The 20,301-nt window shown below is 62.8% G+C and carries 21 protein-coding genes; 15 read left to right on the forward strand and 6 right to left on the reverse strand.

The genetic code is table 11. The annotated features are described in order from the left end of the window. Window positions 1–75 precede the first annotated feature (75 nt). Complete coding sequence (gene mltF, locus GV002_RS00660; RefSeq protein WP_178094543.1) at window positions 76–1,542, reverse strand: membrane-bound lytic murein transglycosylase MltF; 1,467 nt, start codon at window positions 1,540–1,542, stop codon at window positions 76–78. Window positions 1,543–1,709: 167 nt separating this feature from the next. On the opposite strand from mltF, the gene purL reads away from it, so the two are divergent. The 3 genes from purL to GV002_RS00675 all read left to right on the forward strand — a co-directional run bounded on the left by purL (window position 1,710) and on the right by GV002_RS00675 (window position 6,563). Further along, window positions 1,710–5,606, forward strand: a complete 3,897-nt coding sequence (purL, locus tag GV002_RS00665; RefSeq protein ID WP_160016596.1) for a phosphoribosylformylglycinamidine synthase — start codon at window positions 1,710–1,712, stop codon at window positions 5,604–5,606. Window positions 5,607–5,912: 306 nt separating this feature from the next. Further along, window positions 5,913–6,089 carry a CDGSH iron-sulfur domain-containing protein gene (locus tag GV002_RS00670; RefSeq protein ID WP_256667021.1) on the forward strand — a complete coding sequence of 59 codons (177 nt, stop codon included), beginning with the start codon at window positions 5,913–5,915 and terminating at the stop codon, window positions 6,087–6,089. A 156-nt stretch (window positions 6,090–6,245) separates the two neighbouring features. Further along, entirely contained in the window at window positions 6,246–6,563 is a 318-nt protein-coding gene (locus tag GV002_RS00675) for a YqfO family protein (RefSeq protein WP_160016598.1), read from the forward strand. A gap of 135 nt (window positions 6,564–6,698) precedes the next feature. On the opposite strand, the gene GV002_RS00680 is transcribed toward GV002_RS00675, so the two are convergent. Together GV002_RS00680 and GV002_RS00685 are read right to left on the reverse strand one after the other, a co-directional pair. Beyond that, on the reverse strand, window positions 6,699–7,202 hold the full coding sequence (locus tag GV002_RS00680) for a L,D-transpeptidase family protein (protein ID WP_160016599.1): 504 nt from the start codon (window positions 7,200–7,202) through the stop codon (window positions 6,699–6,701). 18 nt (window positions 7,203–7,220) lie between these two features. Next, window positions 7,221–7,775 carry an NUDIX hydrolase gene (locus GV002_RS00685; protein WP_160016600.1) on the reverse strand — a complete coding sequence of 185 codons (555 nt, stop codon included), beginning with the start codon at window positions 7,773–7,775 and terminating at the stop codon, window positions 7,221–7,223. Between the two features lie 149 nt (window positions 7,776–7,924). On the opposite strand from GV002_RS00685, the gene GV002_RS00690 reads away from it, so the two are divergent. The 5 genes from GV002_RS00690 to GV002_RS00710 are packed head-to-tail and all read left to right on the forward strand — an operon-like array spanning window position 7,925 to window position 11,203. Beyond that, entirely contained in the window at window positions 7,925–8,530 is a 606-nt protein-coding gene (locus GV002_RS00690) for a CoA pyrophosphatase (protein WP_160016946.1), read from the forward strand. Between the two features lie 21 nt (window positions 8,531–8,551). After that, window positions 8,552–9,079 carry a gamma carbonic anhydrase family protein gene (locus tag GV002_RS00695; RefSeq protein WP_046492741.1) on the forward strand — a complete coding sequence of 176 codons (528 nt, stop codon included), beginning with the start codon at window positions 8,552–8,554 and terminating at the stop codon, window positions 9,077–9,079. Further along, entirely contained in the window at window positions 9,072–9,269 is a 198-nt protein-coding gene (locus tag GV002_RS00700; protein WP_075749219.1) for a DUF1289 domain-containing protein, read from the forward strand. Before GV002_RS00695 ends, GV002_RS00700 begins: the two co-directional genes overlap by 8 nt. Before the next feature lie 21 nt (window positions 9,270–9,290). Next, on the forward strand, window positions 9,291–10,472 hold the full coding sequence (gene purT / locus GV002_RS00705) for a formate-dependent phosphoribosylglycinamide formyltransferase (RefSeq protein WP_160016601.1): 1,182 nt from the start codon (window positions 9,291–9,293) through the stop codon (window positions 10,470–10,472). After that, a complete protein-coding gene (locus GV002_RS00710) occupies window positions 10,469–11,203 on the forward strand; it encodes an SGNH/GDSL hydrolase family protein (protein ID WP_160016602.1) in 735 nt (244 codons plus the stop codon). Before purT ends, GV002_RS00710 begins: the two co-directional genes overlap by 4 nt. On the opposite strand, the gene GV002_RS00715 is transcribed toward GV002_RS00710, so the two are convergent. Next, the gene (locus GV002_RS00715) at window positions 11,175–12,461 is read right to left on the reverse strand and encodes an HlyC/CorC family transporter (RefSeq protein WP_160016603.1); all 1,287 of its coding nucleotides are present in this window, start codon (window positions 12,459–12,461) and stop codon (window positions 11,175–11,177) included. The genes GV002_RS00710 and GV002_RS00715 overlap by 29 nt on opposite strands. 10 nt (window positions 12,462–12,471) lie before the next feature. Then, complete coding sequence (locus GV002_RS00720) at window positions 12,472–13,272, reverse strand: cytochrome C assembly family protein (protein WP_160016604.1); 801 nt, start codon at window positions 13,270–13,272, stop codon at window positions 12,472–12,474. A 157-nt stretch (window positions 13,273–13,429) separates the two neighbouring features. Between GV002_RS00720 and ffh the strand changes: the two genes are divergently transcribed. The 6 genes from ffh (at window position 13,430) to GV002_RS00750 (ending at window position 17,428) form a co-directional block, all read left to right on the forward strand. Beyond that, window positions 13,430–14,809, forward strand: a complete 1,380-nt coding sequence (ffh, locus tag GV002_RS00725) for a signal recognition particle protein (protein WP_160016605.1) — start codon at window positions 13,430–13,432, stop codon at window positions 14,807–14,809. Between the two features lie 185 nt (window positions 14,810–14,994). Continuing rightward, window positions 14,995–15,246 carry a 30S ribosomal protein S16 gene (gene rpsP, locus GV002_RS00730; protein ID WP_003246162.1) on the forward strand — a complete coding sequence of 84 codons (252 nt, stop codon included), beginning with the start codon at window positions 14,995–14,997 and terminating at the stop codon, window positions 15,244–15,246. An 8-nt stretch (window positions 15,247–15,254) separates the two neighbouring features. Further along, window positions 15,255–15,791, forward strand: coding sequence for a ribosome maturation factor RimM (rimM, locus tag GV002_RS00735; RefSeq protein ID WP_046492759.1), 537 nt, complete (start codon window positions 15,255–15,257; stop codon window positions 15,789–15,791). Window positions 15,792–15,796: 5 nt separating this feature from the next. Continuing rightward, window positions 15,797–16,540: a tRNA (guanosine(37)-N1)-methyltransferase TrmD gene (gene trmD / locus GV002_RS00740; RefSeq protein WP_021488829.1), complete on the forward strand. Its 744-nt coding sequence runs from the start codon at window positions 15,797–15,799 to the stop codon at window positions 16,538–16,540. 42 nt (window positions 16,541–16,582) lie between these two features. Next, entirely contained in the window at window positions 16,583–16,933 is a 351-nt protein-coding gene (gene rplS / locus GV002_RS00745; RefSeq protein ID WP_003246155.1) for a 50S ribosomal protein L19, read from the forward strand. Between the two features lie 81 nt (window positions 16,934–17,014). Further along, a complete protein-coding gene (locus GV002_RS00750) occupies window positions 17,015–17,428 on the forward strand; it encodes an acyl-CoA thioesterase (RefSeq protein ID WP_160016606.1) in 414 nt (137 codons plus the stop codon). A gap of 56 nt (window positions 17,429–17,484) precedes the next feature. Here the strand turns inward: GV002_RS00750 and GV002_RS00755 are convergent, their stop codons facing one another. Continuing rightward, window positions 17,485–19,326, reverse strand: coding sequence for a cation:proton antiporter (locus GV002_RS00755; protein WP_160016607.1), 1,842 nt, complete (start codon window positions 19,324–19,326; stop codon window positions 17,485–17,487). 63 nt (window positions 19,327–19,389) lie between these two features. Here GV002_RS00755 and xerD point away from each other — a divergent pair, with 63 nt between their 5' ends. Then, window positions 19,390–20,286, forward strand: coding sequence for a site-specific tyrosine recombinase XerD (gene xerD / locus GV002_RS00760; RefSeq protein WP_046492770.1), 897 nt, complete (start codon window positions 19,390–19,392; stop codon window positions 20,284–20,286). Window positions 20,287–20,301: the final 15 nt, after the last annotated feature.

The following is a 20,301-nucleotide window of genomic DNA, read 5'->3' on the forward strand; positions in this document are numbered from 1 at the left end:
CATTGCCTGCATCCCACGCCTAGCCTGGCGCAATTTGGCGCAGCAACGCGGCTCGCGTCGAAACGGCAACAGACCCTAGAGCGGCGGGGTATCTTCTTCGGGCTTACGCTTGTCGATACCGGGCAGGTGGGTACCGCTCTCGGCCACTTGCGTGCCTTCCAGCTGCGGCTGGGTTACCCAGGTGAGAATGTCGTAGTAACGACGGATGTTGCGCACGAAGTGCACCGGCTCGCCGCCGCGGGCATAGCCGTAGCGGGTTTTGCTGTACCACTGCTTTTGCGCCAGGCGCGGCAGGATCTTCTGCACGTCGGCCCACTTGTTCGGGTCCAGTCCTTCGGCTTCGGTCAACTTGCGCGCATCTTCCAGGTGGCCGCCACCGACGTTGTAGGCAGCCAGGGCGAACCAGGTGCGATCCGGCTCGACGATACCTTCCGGCAGTTGCTGGTGAACCTGGATGAAGTAGCGGGCACCGCCGTCGATGCTCTGTTTGGGGTCGAGACGGTTGGAGACGCCGACCGACTGGGCTGTGCGCTGGGTGAGCATCATCAGGCCGCGCACGCCAGTTTTGGAGGTGGCGTTGGGTTGCCACAGCGACTCCTGATAGCCCATGGCGGCGAGCAGGCGCCAGTCAACCTGGTTGGCGTGGCCGGCCTGGCGAAACATCTTTTCGTAGCGCGGCAGGCGTTTTTGCAGGTGCTGGGCAAAGGTGTAGGCGCCCACGTAGCCGAGTACGTCGACGTGGCCGTAGTAGCGCTCCTTCAGGCGTTGCAGGGTGCCGTTGGCCTCGGAGCGCTTGAGGAAGGCGTCGATCTCCTGCAGCAGGCTGTCATCCTCGCCAGCGGCTACCGCCCAACGCATGGTGTTGGTGTCGCCGAGGTCGAAGGCCACGCGTACGTTGGGGAAGTACACCTGGTTCATCGCCAGCTCGTTGGAGTCGACCAGGGTCAGGTCGATCTGTCCTTCGTCAACCATGCGCAGCAGGTCGACCACTTCTACCGCGTCAGATACCTCGAACTCCAGCTCCGGCTGTTCCAGCTTGAGGGCGGCCAGCTGTTCGGCGTGGCTACTGCCGGCCAGCACCAGGATGCGCTTGCCGACCAGGTCAGCAGGTTTGGTTGGGCGGCTCTCGCCCTGCCGATAGATAACCTGTGGTGTGACTTCCAGATAGGGGATCGAGAAGCGTGCCTGGCGCTGGCGCTGTGGCGTGTCCACCAGGCCGGCGGCAGCCATTACCGGGCCTTTGGCGAGGTCAAGGCTGGAAAACAGATTGTCGAGGTTGTCCGCAGTTTCGATCTTCAGTTCGAGGCCGAGATCGGTGGCGAAGCGCTTGGCCAGTTCATATTCGAAGCCGGTGGCGCCATTGCGATCCTGGAAGTAGGTGGCGGGGCTGTTGCGAGTGACCACGCGCAGCTCTCCCTCCGCCTTTGCCTGCTCGAGTACGCTGGGCTTGGGTTCTTCGCCACAGCCAGCAAGCATCAGGAGGGTTCCAATCGCCAACAGCCCTTTGGCGCAACGCATGCGTATCGCAGGTCGTGCAAACATCGGCGCAGTATACGCAAAGCGCAGGCGGCGCCATATCTCGACAGCGCTTCGCTTCTCTGCTAGTGAGCGTTCGTCCTTTAAGCGCCAGGCTACAGGTGCCGCAGGCCAACGCTTTAGGGTAGAATGCCCGGCCTCCAGCACACCCCTTCCCAGAGGCTGTTCCGACGATGTTGATTCTGCGCGGCGCTCCCGCCCTTTCCGCTTTCCGCCATGGCAAATTGCTCGAGCAACTGACCAGCAAGGTGCCGGCCGTGACCGGGCTGTACGCCGAGTTCGCGCATTTCGCCGACGTCACTGGTGTACTCAACGCCGATGAGGAACAAGTGCTGGCGCGGCTGCTCAAGTACGGCCCGAGCGTGCCGGTGCAGGAGCCCAGCGGCAAACTGTTTCTGACCATTCCGCGTTTCGGCACCATCTCGCCCTGGTCGAGCAAGGCCAGCGACATCGCCCGTAACTGTGGCCTGGCCAAGATCCAGCGTCTTGAGCGCGGTATCGCCTATTACATCAGCGGCGAGCTGAGCGAGGCCGACAGTGCTGCCGTCGCCGCACTGCTGCATGACCGCATGACCCAGCTCGTTCTGAATGCGCTGGAAGACGCCGCCGCGCTGTTCAGCCACGCCCAGCCCAAGCCGCTGACCGCCGTGGACGTGCTCGGTGGTGGCCGTGCCGCGCTGGAGCAGGCCAACCAGGATCTGGGCCTGGCCCTGGCCGAGGACGAAATCGACTACCTGGTGAAGAGCTTCAATGACCTGGGGCGCAATCCGCACGACATCGAGCTGATGATGTTCGCCCAGGCCAACTCCGAGCACTGCCGCCACAAGATCTTCAATGCCAGCTGGGACATCGATGGCGAGAGCCAGGACAAATCGCTGTTCGGCATGATCAAGAACACCTACCAGATGCACAACGAAGGCGTGCTGTCCGCCTACAAGGACAATGCCTCGGTCATCAAAGGCCACACCGCCGGGCGCTTCTTCCCCGACCCTGAGACCCGCCAGTACGGCGCGGTGCAGGAGCCGGTGCACATCCTGATGAAGGTGGAGACGCACAACCACCCGACCGCCATCGCGCCGTTCCCGGGCGCCTCCACCGGCTCCGGTGGCGAGATCCGCGACGAAGGCGCGACCGGCCGTGGCGCCAAGCCCAAGGCCGGTCTGACTGGTTTCTCGGTCTCCAACCTGAACATCCCCGATTTCCTCCAGCCCTGGGAAAAGCCCTACGGCAAGCCCGAGCGCATCGTCAGCGCGCTGGACATCATGATCGAAGGCCCGCTGGGCGGCGCCGCGTTCAACAACGAATTCGGTCGTCCGGCACTCAACGGCTACTTCCGTACCTTCGAGCAGGCTGTCAGCAGCCCTCGTGGCGAAGAAGTGCGCGGCTACCACAAGCCGATCATGCTCGCAGGCGGCCTCGGTAACATCCGCGAGAACCACGTACAGAAGGGTGAGATTTCGGTCGGCGCCAAGCTGATCGTGCTCGGCGGCCCGGCCATGCTCATTGGTCTGGGTGGCGGTGCGGCCTCGTCGATGGCCACCGGTGCCAGCTCGGCCGATCTGGATTTCGCCTCGGTGCAGCGCGAAAACCCGGAAATGGAACGCCGCTGCCAGGAGGTCATCGACCGCTGCTGGCAGCTGGGCGAGGCCAACCCGATCAAGTTCATCCACGACGTCGGCGCCGGCGGTATCTCCAATGCCCTGCCTGAGTTGATCAACGACGGCGGTCGCGGCGGTCGCTTCGAACTGCGCAACGTGCCCAACGACGAGCCAGGCATGGCTCCGCACGAGATCTGGTGCAACGAGTCGCAGGAGCGCTACGTGATGAGCGTGGACGCTGCTGACTTCGAGCGTTTCAAGGCCATCTGCGAGCGTGAGCGCTGCCCCTTCGCTGTCGTCGGCGAGGCCACCGCAGAGCCGCACCTGACCGTGACCGACAGCCACTTCAGCAACACCCCGGTGGACATGCCGCTGGAAGTGCTGCTGGGCAAGCCGCCGCGCATGCACCGCAGCGCCAGCCGTGAAGCCGAGCAGGGCGATGACTTCAGCGCCGCCAGCGTCGATATCGAAGAAGCGCTGGGTCGTGTGCTGCATCATCCGGCCGTGGCCAGCAAGAGTTTTTTGATCACCATTGGCGACCGCACCATCACCGGTCTGGTGGCGCGTGATCAGATGGTCGGCCCGTGGCAGGTGCCTGTGGCCGATTGTGCCGTCACCGCCACCAGCTTCGACGTCTACACCGGTGAAGCCATGGCCATGGGTGAGCGCACGCCGCTGGCGCTGCTCGACGCGCCGGCTTCCGGCCGCATGGCGGTGGGTGAGACCGTTACCAACCTGGCGGCTGCACGCATCGAGAAAATGTCCGATATCAAACTGTCGGCCAACTGGATGGCGGCTGCCGGCCACCCCGGCGAAGACGCCCGCCTGTACGACACCGTCAAGGCTGTCGGCATGGAGCTGTGCCCGGCGCTGGGCATCACCATTCCGGTGGGCAAGGACTCCATGTCCATGAAGACCCGCTGGCAGGATGAGGGCGTCGACAAGAGCGTGACCTCGCCGTTGTCGCTGGTGATCACCGGTTTCGCTCCGGTGCAGGACATCCGCCAGACCCTGACTCCGCAACTGCGCATGGACAAGGGCGAGACCGATCTGATTCTGATCGACCTCGGTCGTGGCCAGAACCGTATGGGCGCCTCGATCCTGGCGCAGGTTTATTCGCAGATCGGCCAGCAGGTGCCGGACCTCGACGACGCCGAAGACCTCAAGGCCTTCTTCGCCGTGATCCAGGGCCTCAATGCCGACGGCCATCTGCTGGCTTACCACGACCGTTCCGACGGTGGCCTGCTGACCACCGTGCTGGAAATGGCCTTCGCCGGTCATTGCGGTCTGTCGCTGAATCTCGACGCGCTGGCTGACGACAGCTCCGAGCTGCCTGCCGTGCTGTTCAACGAAGAGCTGGGTGCGGTGATCCAGGTGCGCCAGGACGCCACTCCGGAAGTACTGGCGCAGTTCAGCGCCGCCGGTCTGGACGACTGCGTGGCTGTGATCGGTCAGCCCGTGAACAACGGCGAGGTCAGCATCAGCTTCAATGGCGAACCGGTGTTCGCCGGTGAGCGCCGTCTGCTGCAGCGTCAGTGGGCCGAAACCAGCTACCGCATCCAGCGTCTGCGCGATAACGCGCAGGGGGCGGATCAGGAGTTCGATCTGCTGCTGGAAGAAGACAACCCCGGCTTGTCGATCAAGCTTGGCTTCGACGTCAACCAGGACATCGCTGCGCCTTATATCAAGAAGGGCGTACGTCCGCAGGTCGCTATCCTGCGTGAGCAGGGCGTCAACGGCCAGGTGGAAATGGCCGCTGCGTTCGACCGCGCCGGTTTCTCCGCCATCGACGTGCACATGAGCGATATCCTCGCCGGCCGCGTCAGCCTGGAAGAGTTCAAGGGCCTAGTTGCCTGCGGTGGCTTCTCCTATGGCGACGTGCTCGGCGCCGGTGAGGGCTGGGCCAAGTCGGTGCTGTTCAACGCCCGTGCTCGCGATGCCTTCCAGGGGTTCTTCGAGCGTCGTGACAGCTTCACCCTCGGGGTGTGCAACGGCTGCCAGATGATGAGCAACCTGCATGAGCTGATCCCCGGCACCGAATTCTGGCCGCACTTCGTGCGCAACCGCTCCGAGCAGTTCGAAGCGCGCGTGGCCATGGTGCAGATCCAGGAGTCGGCGTCGATCTTCCTGCAGGGCATGGCCGGTTCGCGCATGCCGATCGCCATCGCCCACGGTGAAGGTCATGCCGAGTTCGAAAGCGAGGAGGCGCTGCTGGAGGCTGATCTGTCCGGCACCATTGCGCTGCGTTATGTCGATAACCATGGCAAGGTCACCGAAGCCTATCCGGCCAACCCCAATGGCTCGCCGCGCGGTATCACCGGTCTGACCAGCCGCGACGGCCGTGTGACCATCATGATGCCGCACCCGGAGCGGGTATTCCGCGCCGTGCAGAACTCCTGGCGCCCGGACGAGTGGCAGGAAGATGGCGGCTGGATGCGTATGTTCCGCAACGCCCGCGTCTGGGTGGACTAATAGCGGCCGCGTAGCGGCCCTCTGATGACCCTCTCCCGCTCGCGGTAGAGGGTGCCCGAAGGGCGGGAGAGGGCAAAAGCGGCCGCGCACCAGTCTTCTGATGACCCTCTCCCGCAAGCGGGAGAGGGGAGCAGGGCCCGTAGCCCGGATGCAATCCGGGAAAACGCCGTCACTCCTCGCCCCGGATTTCATCCGGGCTACATAGGCCCAACCATGGCCGATGATCCCCGCGTTGTCCTTCCCGAAGTTCGCCTGGTCAAACCCGGTGAAACTCATCGTCTTTGCCGCTGCGGGCACTCGCCCGAGATGCCGAACTGTACATCCAACTGCGTCCAGGCCCTGATTCTGCGCCCCGAGCGGGAGCAGCGTCTGCTGCTATGCCGCTGTAGCCGATCCGCAAACCCGCCCTACTGCGACGGTAGCCACAGCCCGCCGGCCTCTGGTCTGGCCGACAAATGGCGGCGTTTTTTCAGCGGTCGCTGAGAACGCCACGCCCGTCGCCTGAGTCGAAGGCTGCAGATCGTCTTAATTCTACGTGTGGATTTGTGCGGGCGATCTCAAGACAACTCCATGTCAAAGTGACATCATATTGGCGTCATGGCTTGTCTGTTGTTCGGTTGCCCATCTGCGGAGAACTTGATGTACAAACTGTGTTTCTACGTGCCGGAAGCCCATCTGGAGCCGGTGAAAAAGGCGGTGTTCGCAGCTGGAGGCGGGCGCATCGGGCGTTACGACAGTTGCTGCTGGCAGGTGCTGGGTCATGGCCAGTTCCGTGCTCTGGAAGGTAGCCAGCCGTTCATCGGGCAGGTCGGCAGCGTCGAGCAGGTTGCCGAATGGAAAGTGGAAATGGTCGTTGCCGACGAGCTTATCCATGATGCCGTCAAGGCGCTGAAGAAGAGTCATCCCTACGAAACGCCGGCCTTCGATGTCTGGCGGTTGTCCGATCTGCAGTTTTGAATCGCTTCAGATAAGGCCTTCAACGCATTCCTTCGTAGGAGCCCCGCCTCGGGGCGAAGCTTTTCGATTCCGCGCGGCTCGGGTTCGCGGCGGGACGCCGCTCCTATAGGTTCGGTGCACTTTCAAGGTTTGGGTTCAGGGCCTGATTTCGATCAGCGTCCCATCCTTGACCAGGCTCCAGACCTCGCGCATGTCTTCGTTCTTCATGGCGATGCAGCCTTCGGTCCAGTCGAGCGTGTGGAAGAACCACTCCGGGTATTCCTCATCCAGCGGCGTACCGTGGATCATGATCATGCTGCCCGGCGGCACTCCGGCGTCCCTGGCCTTGGCCAGGTCGCGGGCGTTGGGGTAGGAGATGTGCAGCGACAGTTGGTACTTGTCGCTCGGCTTGCGCCAGTCGATCCAGTAGAAGCCTTCCGGTGTGCGCAGATCGCCTTCGCGCTGCTTGGCGCCGCTGGGCTGTTTGCCCAGCGAAATGCGGTAGGACTTGATGGTCTCGCCGCGTTGTTGCAGGTGCAGTTTGCGCTCGGCCTTGAGTACCAGCACCTTGTCCACGGTGCGGCTGCTGGTCGCTGGCGTGGCGCTGGCCAGGGCGTTGAAGCTGAGAGTCAGGCAAAGCAGGGGCAACAACCAACGCATCGGGAACGTCCGCAAGGGTCAACGGGGTGTGTAATGGGCACGCAGTGCTTCGAGTGGCTCATTGCGTACCGGAAAGAGATTTTGCCGACGGTCGGCGAAGAAGCATTCTAAGGTACGGCCTATGGTCGGGAAAGCCAGCTCTGACCAAGGGATTTCGCTTTCTGTAAACAGTCGCACCTCCAGGCTCTCTTCGCCCACGGCGAAATCCAGATCGACCAGCTCGGCGCGAAACATCATGTACACCTGGCTGATGTGCGGCAGGTCGAACAGGGTGTAGAGGCTGAGATCGCGCACGCGGGCGCAGGCTTCTTCGAGGGTTTCGCGGGCGGCGGCCTGCTCGATGGTCTCGCCGTTTTCCATGAAGCCGGCCGGCAATGTCCAGTAGCCGCGGCGCGGCTCGATGGCGCGGCGGCACAGCAGCACCCGGTCGCGCCATACGGGCAGGCAGCCAGCGACGATACGCGGGTTTTCGTAATGCACGGTGGCGCAGTGAGCGCAGACATGGCGCATGCGGTTGTCGCCAGCCGGGATCATGCGCGTGACGGGGTTGCCGCACTGACTGCAGAATTTCATGCCCGCTCCTCTTTTTCTGGCGTTATCTTGGCCGGCTGAGAGGTGGCCGGCAAGCCCGCTATTGCGGCCAGCCTGTCCTGTCGTCGGGGTTGGGCGCCCGCCTGCTTTCATGCCATGATGCCTGGCAAAACAAGACTCCGAGTATGCCCATGCTGGACGAGTTGCTCCATCGTGTGCGCGGTTACAGCCCGCGCCCTCTGGAGACCGAGCGCAGCTTCCCCGAGGCGGCGGTGCTGGTCCCGATTACCCGCAGTGATGAACCTGAGCTGGTGCTGACCCTGCGCGCCAGCGGTTTGTCGACCCACGGTGGTGAGGTCGCCTTTCCCGGTGGCCGGCGCGACCCGGAAGATCGTGATCTGGTGGACACCGCGCTGCGCGAAGCCGAAGAGGAAATAGGTCTGCCACCCGGCTTGGTGGAAGTAGTCGGGCCGCTCAGCAGCCTGGTCTCACGCCACGGCATTCAGGTCACGCCCTACGTCGGGCTGGTGCCGGATTATGTCGAGTACAAGGCCAACGACGCCGAGATCGCCTCGGTATTCTCGGTACCGTTGGAGTTCTTCCGCAGCGACCCGCGCGAGATGACTCATCGCATCGATTACCTCGGGCGTAGTTGGTACGTGCCGTCCTACACCTATGGCGAATACCGCATTTGGGGGCTCACGGCGATCATGGTGGTGGAGCTGGTCAACCTGCTCTTCGATGATGCGCAGATCGCCCTGCACCAACCGCCCGAACACTTCATACACCTGCGCTGACAGCGCCGAGGACTGACGAGCATGAAATATCGCCTGGGAAGCTCCCGTGTCGACGCCCATCCTGATAGCTGGGTCGCGCCAAGTGCCGACCTGATCGGCAAGGTCCGCCTGGAGGCTGGTGCCAGCGTCTGGTTCGGTGCCGTGCTGCGCGGCGACAACGAACTGATCCATATCGGCGAGAACAGCAACGTGCAGGACGGCAGCGTCATGCACACCGACATGGGTTTTCCGCTGACCCTGGGCAAGGGTGTCACCGTGGGTCACAACGTGATGATGCATGGCTGCACGGTGGACGATTACAGCCTGATCGGCATCAATGCGGTGATCCTCAACGGCGCCAGGATCGGCAAGTACTGCATCATCGGCGCCAACAGCCTGATCCCCGAAGGCAAGGAGATTCCCGATGGCAGCCTGGTCATGGGCAGCCCCGGCAAGGTGGTGCGCGAGCTGACCGAGGCGCAGAAGAAGATGCTGGAGGCCAGCGCTGCTCATTACGTTCATAATGCGCAGCGCTATTCCCGTGAGCTGGTACCTGATGACGATGAGTGATGTAGAAAAACCGGTGCGTTCGCCCTGCGTGCATGTCTGCGCGCTGGATGAGCAGGATGTCTGCATTGGTTGTCAGCGTACCGTCGCCGAAATCACCCGCTGGGGCCGCATGGACAATGCCGAGCGCCGCGAGGTACTGCAACGCTGCCTGGAGCGCGCTCGTGCTTCCGGTCTCTTAATGACTTCCTGATTCACTGTTCGAGGAACACTCATGCCCCGTATTGGAACCCCTTTGTCGTCCTCCGCGACCCGTGTACTGCTGTGTGGTTGCGGCGAGCTCGGCAAGGAAGTGGTGATCGAGCTGCAGCGTCTGGGCTGCGAAGTCATCGGTGTCGACCGTTACGCCAATGCGCCGGCCATGCAGGTGGCACATCGTAGCCACGTCATCGACATGCTCGATGGTGCAGCCCTGCGTGCAGTGATCGAGAAGGAGCAGCCGCACTACATCGTCCCGGAAATTGAAGCCATCGCCACTGCCACTCTGGTCGAGCTGGAGGCCGAAGGCTTCAACGTGGTGCCGACCGCGCGTGCTGCGCAGCTGACCATGAACCGCGAAGGCATTCGTCGCCTGGCGGCCGAGGAACTGGGCCTGCCAACCTCGCCGTACCATTTCTCCGACACCTTCGAGGACTACACCGCGGCGGTGAAGTCCGTCGGCTACCCCTGCGTGGTCAAGCCGATCATGAGCTCCTCCGGCAAGGGCCAGAGCGTGCTCAAGAGCGATGCCGACCTGCAGCGCGCCTGGGACTATGCCCAGGAAGGTGGCCGCGCCGGCAAGGGGCGGGTGATCGTCGAGGGTTTCATTGACTTCGACTACGAAATCACCCTGCTCACCGTGCGTCATGTCGGCGGCACCAGCTTCTGCGCGCCGATTGGCCATCGCCAGGAGAACGGCGATTACCAGGAGTCCTGGCAACCTCAACCCATGAGCCCGAAGGCCCTGGCCGAGTCCGAGCGCGTGGCGCTGGCGGTGACCGAAGCGCTGAGCGGGCGCGGCCTGTTCGGCGTCGAGCTGTTCGTAAAGGGCGACCAGGTGTGGTTCAGCGAAGTCTCGCCGCGCCCGCATGATACCGGTCTGGTGACGCTGATTTCCCAGGAGCTGTCCGAGTTCGCCATGCATGCGCGTGCGATTCTCGGTTTGCCGATTCCGGCGATCCGCCAGATGGGCCCGTCCGCGTCGGCGGTGATTCTGGTGGAGGGCAATTCGCAGCAGGCCAGCTTCGCCAACCTCGGAGCCGCATTGAGCGAGGCAGACACCGCGCTGCGTCTGTTCGGCAAGCCCGAGGTCAAGGGCCAGCGCCGCATGGGCGTGGCGCTGGCGCGTGACGAATCCATCGAAGCGGCTCGCGCCAAGGCACTGCGCAGCGCGCAAGCGGTTTGCGTCCAGTTGTGAGTCGGCATGCGCTGTGGTGGCTGGCGACTGTGCCACTGCTGCCATTGGCGCTGCCTCTGGCCCTGCACACCCGGCGCACGGCATTGCGTCTGCCGGTTGCGCAGGGCGAGCCAAGCGGCACCGCCGCCGCGCATTTACCGGGTGAGCCGTTACGCCTGCTGCTGATCGGTGAATCGACCGTGGCGGGCGTTGGTGTCACGCACTTCGATCAGTCCCTGGCGAATTGTCTGGCAGTCGTCCTGGCCGAGCGTCTGGGGCGGCCGGTACGCTGGCGCGCCTGTGGCGAGAATGGCATCACGGCCTCTGAGGCGCATGAACGCCTCCTGCCGCTGGCATTGGCGGAGCCGGCTGACCTGGCGCTGCTGGTGTTCGGCGTCAATGACACCACGCACCTCACACCGAGCAAGCGCTGGATACAGGCGCTCGCCGGCATGGCCGATGCGCTGGGCGAGCGGGGCTGTCGCGTGGCATTCAGCGCTGTGCCGCCCTTGCAGCATTTCAGCGCATTGCCGTGGCTGTTGCGGCAGTTGATGGGCTGGCGGGCCAGCTTGCTGGATCGTGAGTTGCAGAGCCTGGCGCAACGCCTGGGCGCGCGGCACTGCGTGCTGGACCTACCGTTCGAGGCGCATTATCTCGCCGAGGATGGCTATCATCCGTCGGCACTGGGCTACCAGCAATGGGCTGCAGGCCTGGCCGAGCGCCTCACTCCGGAGCTGCTGCGTCCGCTTTGACCTTTTCCACCTGCCAGACGCGCACGCTCTTCACCCGGTTCTCTGCGGCCTGGAGAATCTCCAGGCGGTAGGGGCCGATCTTCAGGCAGACGCTGCTGTCAGGGATGCTCTCCAGTGCTTCGGTGATCAGGCCGTTGAGGGTCTTGGGGCCGTCGCTGGGCAGGTGCCAGCCGAGGGTCTTGTTCACTTCGCGAATGTAGGCGGCGCCGTCGATGACCAGAGTGCCATCCTCCTGCGGGTGGATATCCGGGCTGCGCAGGCTGTCCTGGTTGCTGAAGTCGCCGACGATCTCTTCGAGGATGTCTTCCAGGGTGACGATGCCGATCACATCGCCATATTCGTCGACGACGATGCCGATGCGCCGCTTCTGCTTCTGGAAGTTGATCAGTTGGGTCGCCAGGGGCGTGTTTTCAGGGATGAAGTAAGGCTCGTTGCAAGCTGCCAGCAGCGAGTCCTTGGTCAGTTGGTTGTGGCTCAGCAGGCGGGCGATCTGGCGCATGTGCACCACGCCTTCGATCTGATTGATGTCGCCACGAAACACCGGCAGGCGCGTGTGCGAGGTGCTGCGCAACTGGCCGATGATGATTTCCAGGTCGTCGTCGAGATCGATGCCGGTCACTTCGTTGCGCGGAATCATGATGTCGTCGACCGTGACCCGTTCGAGGTCGAGGATGCTCAGCAGCATGCTCTGGCGATTCAGTGGCAGCTCCGAGCCCGATTCGCGCACCACGCTGCGCAGCTCTTCGGTGGACAGGCTGTCGCTGGCGCGCTTCGCCGGGTCGACGCCCAGCAGGCGCAGCAGGCCGTTGCTGATCGCGCTGGTAAGCCACACCACTGGGTAGAGTACGCGTAGCAGCAGGCTGAGCACGCGGCTGGCGGGGAAGGCAACCAGTTCCGGGCGCAGGGCGGCCAGGGTCTTGGGCGTGATTTCGCCGAAGATCAGCACGATGATGGTCAGGCCCGCCGTGGCGATGGCGATGCCGGCTTCGCCCCAGAGGTCCACCGCCAGCACCGTGGCGATGGAGGCGGCGAGAATGTTGACCACGTTATTGCCAACCAGGATGGTGCCGAGCAGGCGGTCCGGGCGGTCGAGCAGGCGGATGACGCGCTTGGCGCCGCTATGCCCTTCCTTGGCCAGATGCTTGAGCCGGTAGCGGTTGAGGCTGAGCATGCCGGTCTCGGAGCTGGAAAAGAACGCCGAGCAGAGAATCAGGAAAATCAGCAGGCCGAGTAGGTAGCTCGAATGAATGTCGTCCACGACGTCTGTCTCAGATGTGCAGGATGAATTCGCGTACCAGCTTGCTGCCGAAGTACGCCAGCATCAGCAGGCAGAACCCGGCGAGGGTCCAGCGAATGGCCTTGTGGCCGCGCCAGCCGAGTTGGTGGCGCCCCCACAGCAGAACGGCGAAAACCACCCAGGCGAAGCAGGAAAGGATGGTCTTGTGTGCCAGGTGCTGGGCAAACAGATCATCGATGTACAGCGCGCCGGACAGCAGCGACAGCGACAGCAGCAGCCAGCCCGCGAAGAGAAAGCCGAACAGCAGGCTTTCCATGGTCTGCAGTGGTGGAAAGTTGCGGATCAGTCCGGAAGGGTGCTTGTGCTTTAGCTGATGATCCTGCAGCAGCAACAGGACCGACTGGAACACGGCGATGGTGAGCATGCCGTAGGCCATGATCGAGAGCAGGATATGGGCGAGGATGCCAGGGTGTTCGTCGATTGGGTTGATGGTGCCGCTGGGCATGAACTCTGCGGCAAGGACCGTCAATGTGCCGAGCGGGAACAGGAGCAGCAGCAGGTTTTCCACCGGGATGCGCAGGCAGGCCAGCAGAATCAGGCCAATGACCGCGCAGGCGATCAGGCTGGCGGCATTGAAGAAGTCCAGGCTGAGGCCGTGAACGTCATACAGCTGATAGAACAGGCTGATGCCGTGCAGGCAAAGCGCGACCACGCCAAGCAGCGCGAGCAGACGTTTGTCAGGAATGCTGCGCTGCGTAAGGCGCAGTCCTTGGTAAGCGGCGGCGCCAGCGTAGAGGAGGGCGGCGGCGAGGCTGGGCAACAGAGGGTGCATAAATCCGTGTAAGGCGAGCCCGAAAGGCGCTGAGTGTGGCACAGAAGGGCATCAGCACGAAAGACTGCCGGCGGTGTCGGCAGCTCGGCGACTTCGCTATAATCCGCCGCCTGTCGCACACCCGGCGCGCCGGGTCGCACCTATCAAAGGAACGCGCATGTTCGAAAATCTTACCGATCGCCTGTCCCAGACGCTGCGTAACGTCACGGGCAAGGCCAAGCTCACCGAAGACAACATCAAGGACACCCTGCGTGAAGTGCGCATGGCCCTGCTCGAGGCCGACGTGGCGCTGCCGGTGGTCAAGGACTTCGTCGGCAAGGTCAAGGAGCGCGCCGTTGGCACCGAAGTTTCCAAGAGCCTGACCCCGGGGCAGGCCTTCGTGAAGATCGTCCGCGCCGAGCTGGAAGAGCTGATGGGCGCGGCCAACGAAGATCTGGCACTCAATGCGGCGCCACCTGCCGTGGTGCTGATGGCGGGTCTGCAGGGGGCGGGCAAGACCACCACTGCCGGCAAGCTGGCCAAGTTCCTCAAGGAGCGCAAGAAGAAGTCTGTGCTGCTGGTGTCGGCCGACGTTTACCGTCCGGCGGCAATCAAGCAGTTGGAAACCCTTGCGAGCGATCTCGGGGTGACCTTCTTCCCCTCCGACGCCAGCCAGAAACCGGTGGATATCGCCAATGCAGCGATCCGCGAAGCCAAGCTGAAGTTCATTGACGTGGTCATTCTCGATACCGCCGGTCGCCTGGCCGTGGATACCGAGATGATGGCCGAGATCCAGGCGCTGCATGCTGCGGTCAACCCGGTCGAGACGCTGTTCGTGGTCGATGCCATGACCGGCCAGGATGCCGCCAACACGGCCAAGGCGTTCGGCGAGGCGTTGCCGCTGACCGGCGTGGTGCTGACCAAGGTCGACGGTGATGCGCGGGGCGGTGCGGCTTTGTCCGTGCGCCACATCACTGGCAAGCCGATCAAGTTCATCGGTATGGGCGAGAAGAGTGACGCGCTCGAGCCCTTCCACCCGGATCGTATCGCCTCGCGCATCCTCGGCATGGGTGACGTGCTCAGCCTGATCGAACAGGCCGAGCAGACCCTTGATCGCGAGAAGGCCGAGAAGCTCACCAAGAAGCTGAAGAAGGGCAAGGGCTTCGATCTCGAAGACTTCCGTGATCAGCTGCAGCAGATGAAGAACATGGGCGGCCTTGGCGGCCTGATGGACAAGCTGCCGTCCATTGGTGGCGTCAACCTGTCGCAGATGGGCAGCGCCCAGGGCGCGGCCGAGAAGCAGTTCAAGCAGATGGAGGCGATCATCAACTCGATGACCCCTGCCGAGCGCCGCGACCCGGATATCATCAGCGGCTCGCGCAAGCGTCGCATCGCTCTGGGTTCCGGTACCCAGGTGCAGGACATTGGTCGGCTGATCAAGCAGCACAAGCAGATGCAGAAGATGATGAAGAAATTCACCGCCAAGGGCGGTATGGCCAAGATGATGCGCGGCATGGGCGGTATGCTGCCCGGCGGCGGTGGCATGCCGAAATTCTAGGCAAAGCAGCCACAAGCCAGGAGCTTCAAGCCGCAAGAAAGAGCTGCAGTCTGGAAATCTGCTTTTACTTGTAGCTTGTGGCTTGAAGCTTGCCGCTTTTGCTCATAGAATATGCGGCCTTTCGGGCCCAGGCCCATTTTTAATGTGTGCCTCAAGTTAGCACCGACTATAGGAACGATGTTCACATGGTAACCATCCGTCTTGCTCGTGGCGGCTCCAAAAAGCGCCCCTTCTACCACCTGACCGTGACCAACAGCCGCAATGCGCGCGATGGTCGTTTCGTTGAGCGTATCGGTTTCTTCAACCCGATCGCTGCCGGTGGCGAAGTGCGTCTTTCCGTCGACCAAGAGCGTGCGACCTACTGGCTGGGCCAGGGCGCTCAGCCGTCTGAGCGTGTTGCTCAGCTGCTCAAGGAAGCTGCCAAGGCTGCTGCCTAAGCATCTTTATGAGTACGACGCCGGCCGTCGCCGAGGATTTGATCGTTCTCGGCAAGATTGTTTCGGTGCACGGCGTCAAGGGTGAAGTGAAGGTGTACTCCTTTACCGATCCTATCGATAACGTGCTCGATTACCGCAACTGGACGCTCAAGCGTGACGGTGAGGTAAAGAAAGTGGAACTGGCCAGCGGCCGCCTTCAGGGCAAGGTGCTGGTAGCCAAGTTGAAAGGTCTGGATGATCGAGAAATCGCGCGTACCTACGCCGGCTTCGAGATCTGCGTGCCGCGTAGCGAGCTGCCGGATCTGGAAGATGGCGAGTTCTATTGGTACCAGTTACAGGGCTTGAAGGTCATTGATCAGGCGGGGCAGTTGCTCGGTGTGGTCGACCACTTGTTCGAAACCGGTGCCAACGATGTGATGGTGGTCAAGCCCTGCGCGGGCAGTCTGGATGATCGCGAGCGTCTGCTGCCCTATACGGATCAGTGCGTGCTTTCGATCGACCTGGCAGCCGGCGAGATGCGGGTCGACTGGGATGCGGATTTCTAAGGCCCATGCGCGTAGAAGTCATCACCCTGTTCCCGGAAATGTTTGCCGCCATCGGCGAGTACGGCATTACCAGTCGTGCGGTCAAGCAGGAGCTGCTCAAGCTCAATTGCTGGAACCCGCGTGACTACACGACCGATCGTCACCATACGGTGGATGACCGCCCTTTCGGCGGTGGTCCGGGGATGGTGATGAAGATCAAGCCTCTCGAGGATGCCTTGGCCAGTGCCAAGCAAGCCGCGGGAGAGACGGCGAAGGTGATTTACCTGTCGCCGCAGGGGCGCAGTCTGAATCAGGCTGCGGTCCGCGAGCTGGCACAGGAAGATGCACTGATCCTGATTGCCGGTCGTTATGAAGGCATCGACGAGCGTTTCATCGAAACGCATGTCGATGAGGAATGGTCGATTGGCGACTACGTCCTGTCCGGCGGTGAGCTGCCGGCCATGGTGCTGATCGATGCGGTGACGCGCCTTTTGCCTGGTGCATTGGGTCATGCCGATTCGGCCGAGGAGGACTCCTTTACGGATGGCCTGCTCGACTGCCCGCACTACACCCGCCCGGAGGTGTATGCGGATAAACGTGTTCCCGAAGTGTTGCTGAGTGGCAACCACGAACACATCCGGCGCTGGCGTTTACAGCAGTCCCTTGGTCGGACCTGGGAACGTCGCGCTGATCTTCTGGATAGCCGCTCGCTTTCTGGAGAAGAGAAAAAGCTGCTGGAGGAATACATCCGCCAGCGGGACGATAGTTAACGTATCGATGGCAGGCCGGGAGGCTTGTCTTAGGAGCGCAGCATGACCAACAAGATTATCCAGATGCTCGAAGCCGAGCAGATGAACAAAGAAATCCCGACTTTCGCCCCGGGCGACACCGTAGTCGTTCAGGTGAAAGTGAAGGAAGGCGACCGTCAGCGTCTGCAGGCCTTCGAAGGCGTCGTTATCGCCAAGCGTAACCGCGGCCTGAACAGCGCCTTCACCGTGCGCAAGATCTCCAGCGGTGTTGGCGTCGAGCGTACCTTCCAGACCTACTCGCCGCTGGTCGACAGCCTGAGCGTCAAGCGTCGCGGTGACGTGCGCAAAGCCAAGCTGTACTACCTGCGCGACCTGTCCGGCAAAGCCGCACGCATCAAGGAAAAGCTGTCCTAAGTTCGGACGCTTTTCTGACAAAAGCAGCCTTCGGGCTGCTTTTGTCGTTTCTGGCTTCCAGTAATCATGAGTGGCAGTGACATGACTCCAAGAGAGCAAGAGATTCAGCGGCGCATTGTGCTGTCGGAAACCCGCGTGACCAAGGCGGTGTTTCCGCCGACCACCAATCATCACAACACCCTCTTCGGCGGCACCGCGCTGGCCTGGATGGACGAAGTGTCGTTCATCGCTGCCACGCGTTTCTGCCGTTTGCCGCTGGTGACGGTGTCCAGTGATCGCATCGATTTCAAGCATGCGATACCGGCCGGCTCCATCGTCGAGTTGATCGGGCGGGTGATCAAGGTCGGCAACACCAGTCTCAAGGTCGAGGTCGAGGTGTTCGTCGAGGGGCTGTATCAGGAAGGGCGCGAGCGGGCGATCAGCGGCAGCTTCAGCTTCGTTGCCGTCGATGATCAGCAAAAGCCCGTACCGGTCTTGCCGGGCTTCGATCAGTAGTCAGCCTGCGTCTCCGGGGGCGCGCAAGCTGGCTTTCAGGCTGGCCGCTCGGGCACTCACATGGCGGCGGGGGCTTCCTGCGCACTGGGCTCGCTGACTGGTTCTTCTGATTCGATCAGTGCCATCAATGTCCAGCCGGTACCAGGAGTGAAGCTCAGAGGTTGCGTGGCGATATGCAGCCACCCATTCGGTGCGCGAGCCAGCAACAGTGTGGCTCGTTTGCCGTAGAGGGCGTTGTAGGCATTCCAGTCGAAGGTCTGGGTCAGAGTGGTGCTGCGTACTTCGTCGCCGCGCGCCAGGCGGCTGGCGAACTGCGGAAAGCTCAGTGGCTGTCCGCCCAGCGGCAACCCGCGTACCTCATCACTGCTGCGGTGCTTGTCGCTGCGCCTGCCGTCGGCGCTGGTGGGCAGGGTAAAGCGCCGGTTACCGGGGAAGTCGTGACGAAAATGCATGCAGGCCAGAGCATTGAGTTCTGCCGAGGGCGTCAGTGCCAGCAGGTGACCCAGGCCGACCAGATCCAGGTGCGCCTCGGCATGTTGCGAGGTCGGGTTGCCGAAGAAGGTGGGCAGGCCGGACATGCGTGCAGCGCGGATGTTTTCCCAGCTGGAATCGGTCAGCAAGACCTGGCTGCCCAGGCCCTGGATGGCTTTGCCCAGCGCTCGCGCGACCGGGTTCGCGCCGACGATCAGGAAACCGCTGGGTGAGGGTTCGGCGACCTTGAGCAGTCGCGCCAGAGGCCGTGCCGTCGCGCTCTGCAGGACCACGGTGCCGATGATGACCAGAAAGGTCAGCGGTACCAGCAGGTGGGCCTGTTCATTGCCCTGTTGCTCCAGGCGCAGGGCGAAGATCGCCGAGACTGCAGCAGCGACGATGCCACGAGGTGCGATCCAGGCCAGAAGGGCGCGCTCGCGCCAGTTGAGGCTGGAGCCCAGGGTGCAGACGGCGATATTCAGTGGGCGCGCGATCAGCTGGATGACCGCGAGCAAGGCCAGCGTTGCCGGGCCCAGTGCCAGCAGCGCCTGCAGATCCAGGCGAGCGGCGAGGATGATGAACAGACCGGAGATCAGCAGCACGCTGAGGTTTTCCTTGAAGTGCAGGATCGGCCTGATGTCCACGCCGCGCATGTTGGCCAGCCACATGCCCATGACCGTCACGGCGAGCAGGCCGGATTCATGCACCATCAGGTTGGCGGCGATGAAAATTCCCAGTACTGCAGCGAGGGACGCGAAATTATGCAGGTATTCCGGCAGCCAGCGTCGCCGCAGGACGATGCCGAAGGCCCAGCCCGCACCTGCGCCGAGCAGGCTGCCGCAAGCGATCACCGCCGCGAAGGTGCTCAGGCTCTCGCTCAGGGCGTTGCCTTCTGCGTAACTGACGATGAAGGCGAAAGTCACCACTGCCAGCAGAGCACCGATGGGATCGATGACGATGCCCTCCCAGCGCAGGATGTTCGCCACCGCTGATGTGGGTCGGACCACGCGCAGCATCGGGGCGATCACGGTGGGGCCGGTAACCAGCGTGAGCGTGCCGAACAGCAGTGCCAGGTCCCAGGAGAACCCCAGCAGATAATGACTGGCGACGGTGATTACCGCCCAGGTGAGCAGTGCGCCGATGGTCACCAGGCGCTGCACCACCCTGCCGATTTCGCGCCATTCCGACAGGTGCAGGGTCAGGCTGCCTTCGAACAGGATCAGCGCCACGGCCAGGGAAATGAACGGAAACAGCAGGGGGCCGAACAGCTCCTGCGGATCGAGCATGCCCAGCAACGGGCCCGCGAGAATGCCACCGAACAGCAGGAACAGGATGGCCGGCAGGCGCAGGCGCCAGGCTAGCCATTGACTGGCCAGGGCCAGCAGGCCGATGCCGCCCAGGCTCAGCAGGATATGAGTCTCGCTCATTGGATCTCCCTATCGCGGTGGGGCTGTGGAAAACTAGCAATCATATTTCGTCATGGACCCTCGATGGCAACGTTAACTCATCCTCTGATCGAACGCTTCCTCGAAGCCCTGTGGTTGGAAAAGGGACTCTCCGCCCACACCCAGGCCGCCTATCGTAGTGATCTGGAACACTTCAATGCCTGGCTCGATGGGCGCGGTCTGGCCCTGCAGCACGTCGGCCGTGACGCCATTCTCGATCACCTGGCCTGGCGCCTCGAGCAGGGCTATCAGGCGCGTTCCACTGCGCGCTTTCTCTCAGGGGTGCGTGGTTTCTACCGTTTTTTGCTGCGCGAAACGCTGATCAGTGAAGATCCGACGTTGCAGATCGATTTGCCGCAGATCGGTCGGCCACTGCCCAAGTCGTTGTCTGAAGCGGATGTCGAGGCGCTGCTGCAGGCGCCGGACCTGGATGACCCTATCGGTCTACGTGATCGCGCCATGCTCGAGGTGCTTTATGCCTGCGGTTTGCGGGTCAGTGAGTTGGTTGGGCTGACATTGGAGCAGGTCAACCTGCGCCAGGGCGTGCTGAGGGTGTTCGGTAAAGGCAGCAAGGAGCGTCTGGTGCCATTGGGTGAAGAGGCCATTGCCTGGATCGAGCGCTACACGCGTGAGGCGCGTCCGCTGTTACTGGGCGGCAAGCCCAGCGATGTGCTGTTTCCCAGTCTGCGTGGCGAGCAGATGACTCGGCAGACCTTCTGGCATCGCATCAAGCATCAGGCGCAGGTCGCAGGCATCAGCAAGGCGCTGTCGCCGCACACGCTGCGCCACGCCTTCGCGACTCATTTGCTCAATCACGGCGCCGATCTGCGGGTGGTGCAGATGTTGCTGGGCCACAGCGACCTGTCCACCACGCAGATCTACACCCACATCGCTCGCGCTCGCCTGCAGGAGTTGCATGCGCAGCACCATCCGCGCGGCTGACTGGCCATGAACGAA

The organism is Pseudomonas sp. 8O (assembly GCF_902506495.1).
In the GTDB taxonomy this organism is placed as follows: domain Bacteria; phylum Pseudomonadota; class Gammaproteobacteria; order Pseudomonadales; family Pseudomonadaceae; genus Aquipseudomonas; species Aquipseudomonas chaetocerotis.

Bases quoted from the DNA above. Each gene is read 5' to 3' on its own strand.
- mltF (WP_178094543.1), bottom strand. From the start codon at position 1,542: ATGTTTGCACGACCTGCGATACGCATGCGTTGCGCCAAAGGGCTGTTG.
- purL (WP_160016596.1), top strand. From the start codon at position 1,710: ATGTTGATTCTGCGCGGCGCTCCCGCCCTTTCCGCTTTCCGCCATGGC.
- GV002_RS00670 (WP_256667021.1), top strand. From the start codon at position 5,913: ATGCCGAACTGTACATCCAACTGCGTCCAGGCCCTGATTCTGCGCCCC.
- GV002_RS00675 (WP_160016598.1), top strand. From the start codon at position 6,246: ATGTACAAACTGTGTTTCTACGTGCCGGAAGCCCATCTGGAGCCGGTG.
- GV002_RS00680 (WP_160016599.1), bottom strand. From the start codon at position 7,202: ATGCGTTGGTTGTTGCCCCTGCTTTGCCTGACTCTCAGCTTCAACGCC.
- GV002_RS00685 (WP_160016600.1), bottom strand. From the start codon at position 7,775: ATGAAATTCTGCAGTCAGTGCGGCAACCCCGTCACGCGCATGATCCCG.
- GV002_RS00690 (WP_160016946.1), top strand. From the start codon at position 7,925: ATGCTGGACGAGTTGCTCCATCGTGTGCGCGGTTACAGCCCGCGCCCT.
- GV002_RS00695 (WP_046492741.1), top strand. From the start codon at position 8,552: ATGAAATATCGCCTGGGAAGCTCCCGTGTCGACGCCCATCCTGATAGC.
- GV002_RS00700 (WP_075749219.1), top strand. From the start codon at position 9,072: ATGAGTGATGTAGAAAAACCGGTGCGTTCGCCCTGCGTGCATGTCTGC.
- purT (WP_160016601.1), top strand. From the start codon at position 9,291: ATGCCCCGTATTGGAACCCCTTTGTCGTCCTCCGCGACCCGTGTACTG.
- GV002_RS00720 (WP_160016604.1), bottom strand. From the start codon at position 13,272: ATGCACCCTCTGTTGCCCAGCCTCGCCGCCGCCCTCCTCTACGCTGGC.
- ffh (WP_160016605.1), top strand. From the start codon at position 13,430: ATGTTCGAAAATCTTACCGATCGCCTGTCCCAGACGCTGCGTAACGTC.
- rpsP (WP_003246162.1), top strand. From the start codon at position 14,995: ATGGTAACCATCCGTCTTGCTCGTGGCGGCTCCAAAAAGCGCCCCTTC.
- rimM (WP_046492759.1), top strand. From the start codon at position 15,255: ATGAGTACGACGCCGGCCGTCGCCGAGGATTTGATCGTTCTCGGCAAG.
- trmD (WP_021488829.1), top strand. From the start codon at position 15,797: ATGCGCGTAGAAGTCATCACCCTGTTCCCGGAAATGTTTGCCGCCATC.
- rplS (WP_003246155.1), top strand. From the start codon at position 16,583: ATGACCAACAAGATTATCCAGATGCTCGAAGCCGAGCAGATGAACAAA.
- GV002_RS00750 (WP_160016606.1), top strand. From the start codon at position 17,015: ATGACTCCAAGAGAGCAAGAGATTCAGCGGCGCATTGTGCTGTCGGAA.
- GV002_RS00755 (WP_160016607.1), bottom strand. From the start codon at position 19,326: ATGAGCGAGACTCATATCCTGCTGAGCCTGGGCGGCATCGGCCTGCTG.
- xerD (WP_046492770.1), top strand. From the start codon at position 19,390: ATGGCAACGTTAACTCATCCTCTGATCGAACGCTTCCTCGAAGCCCTG.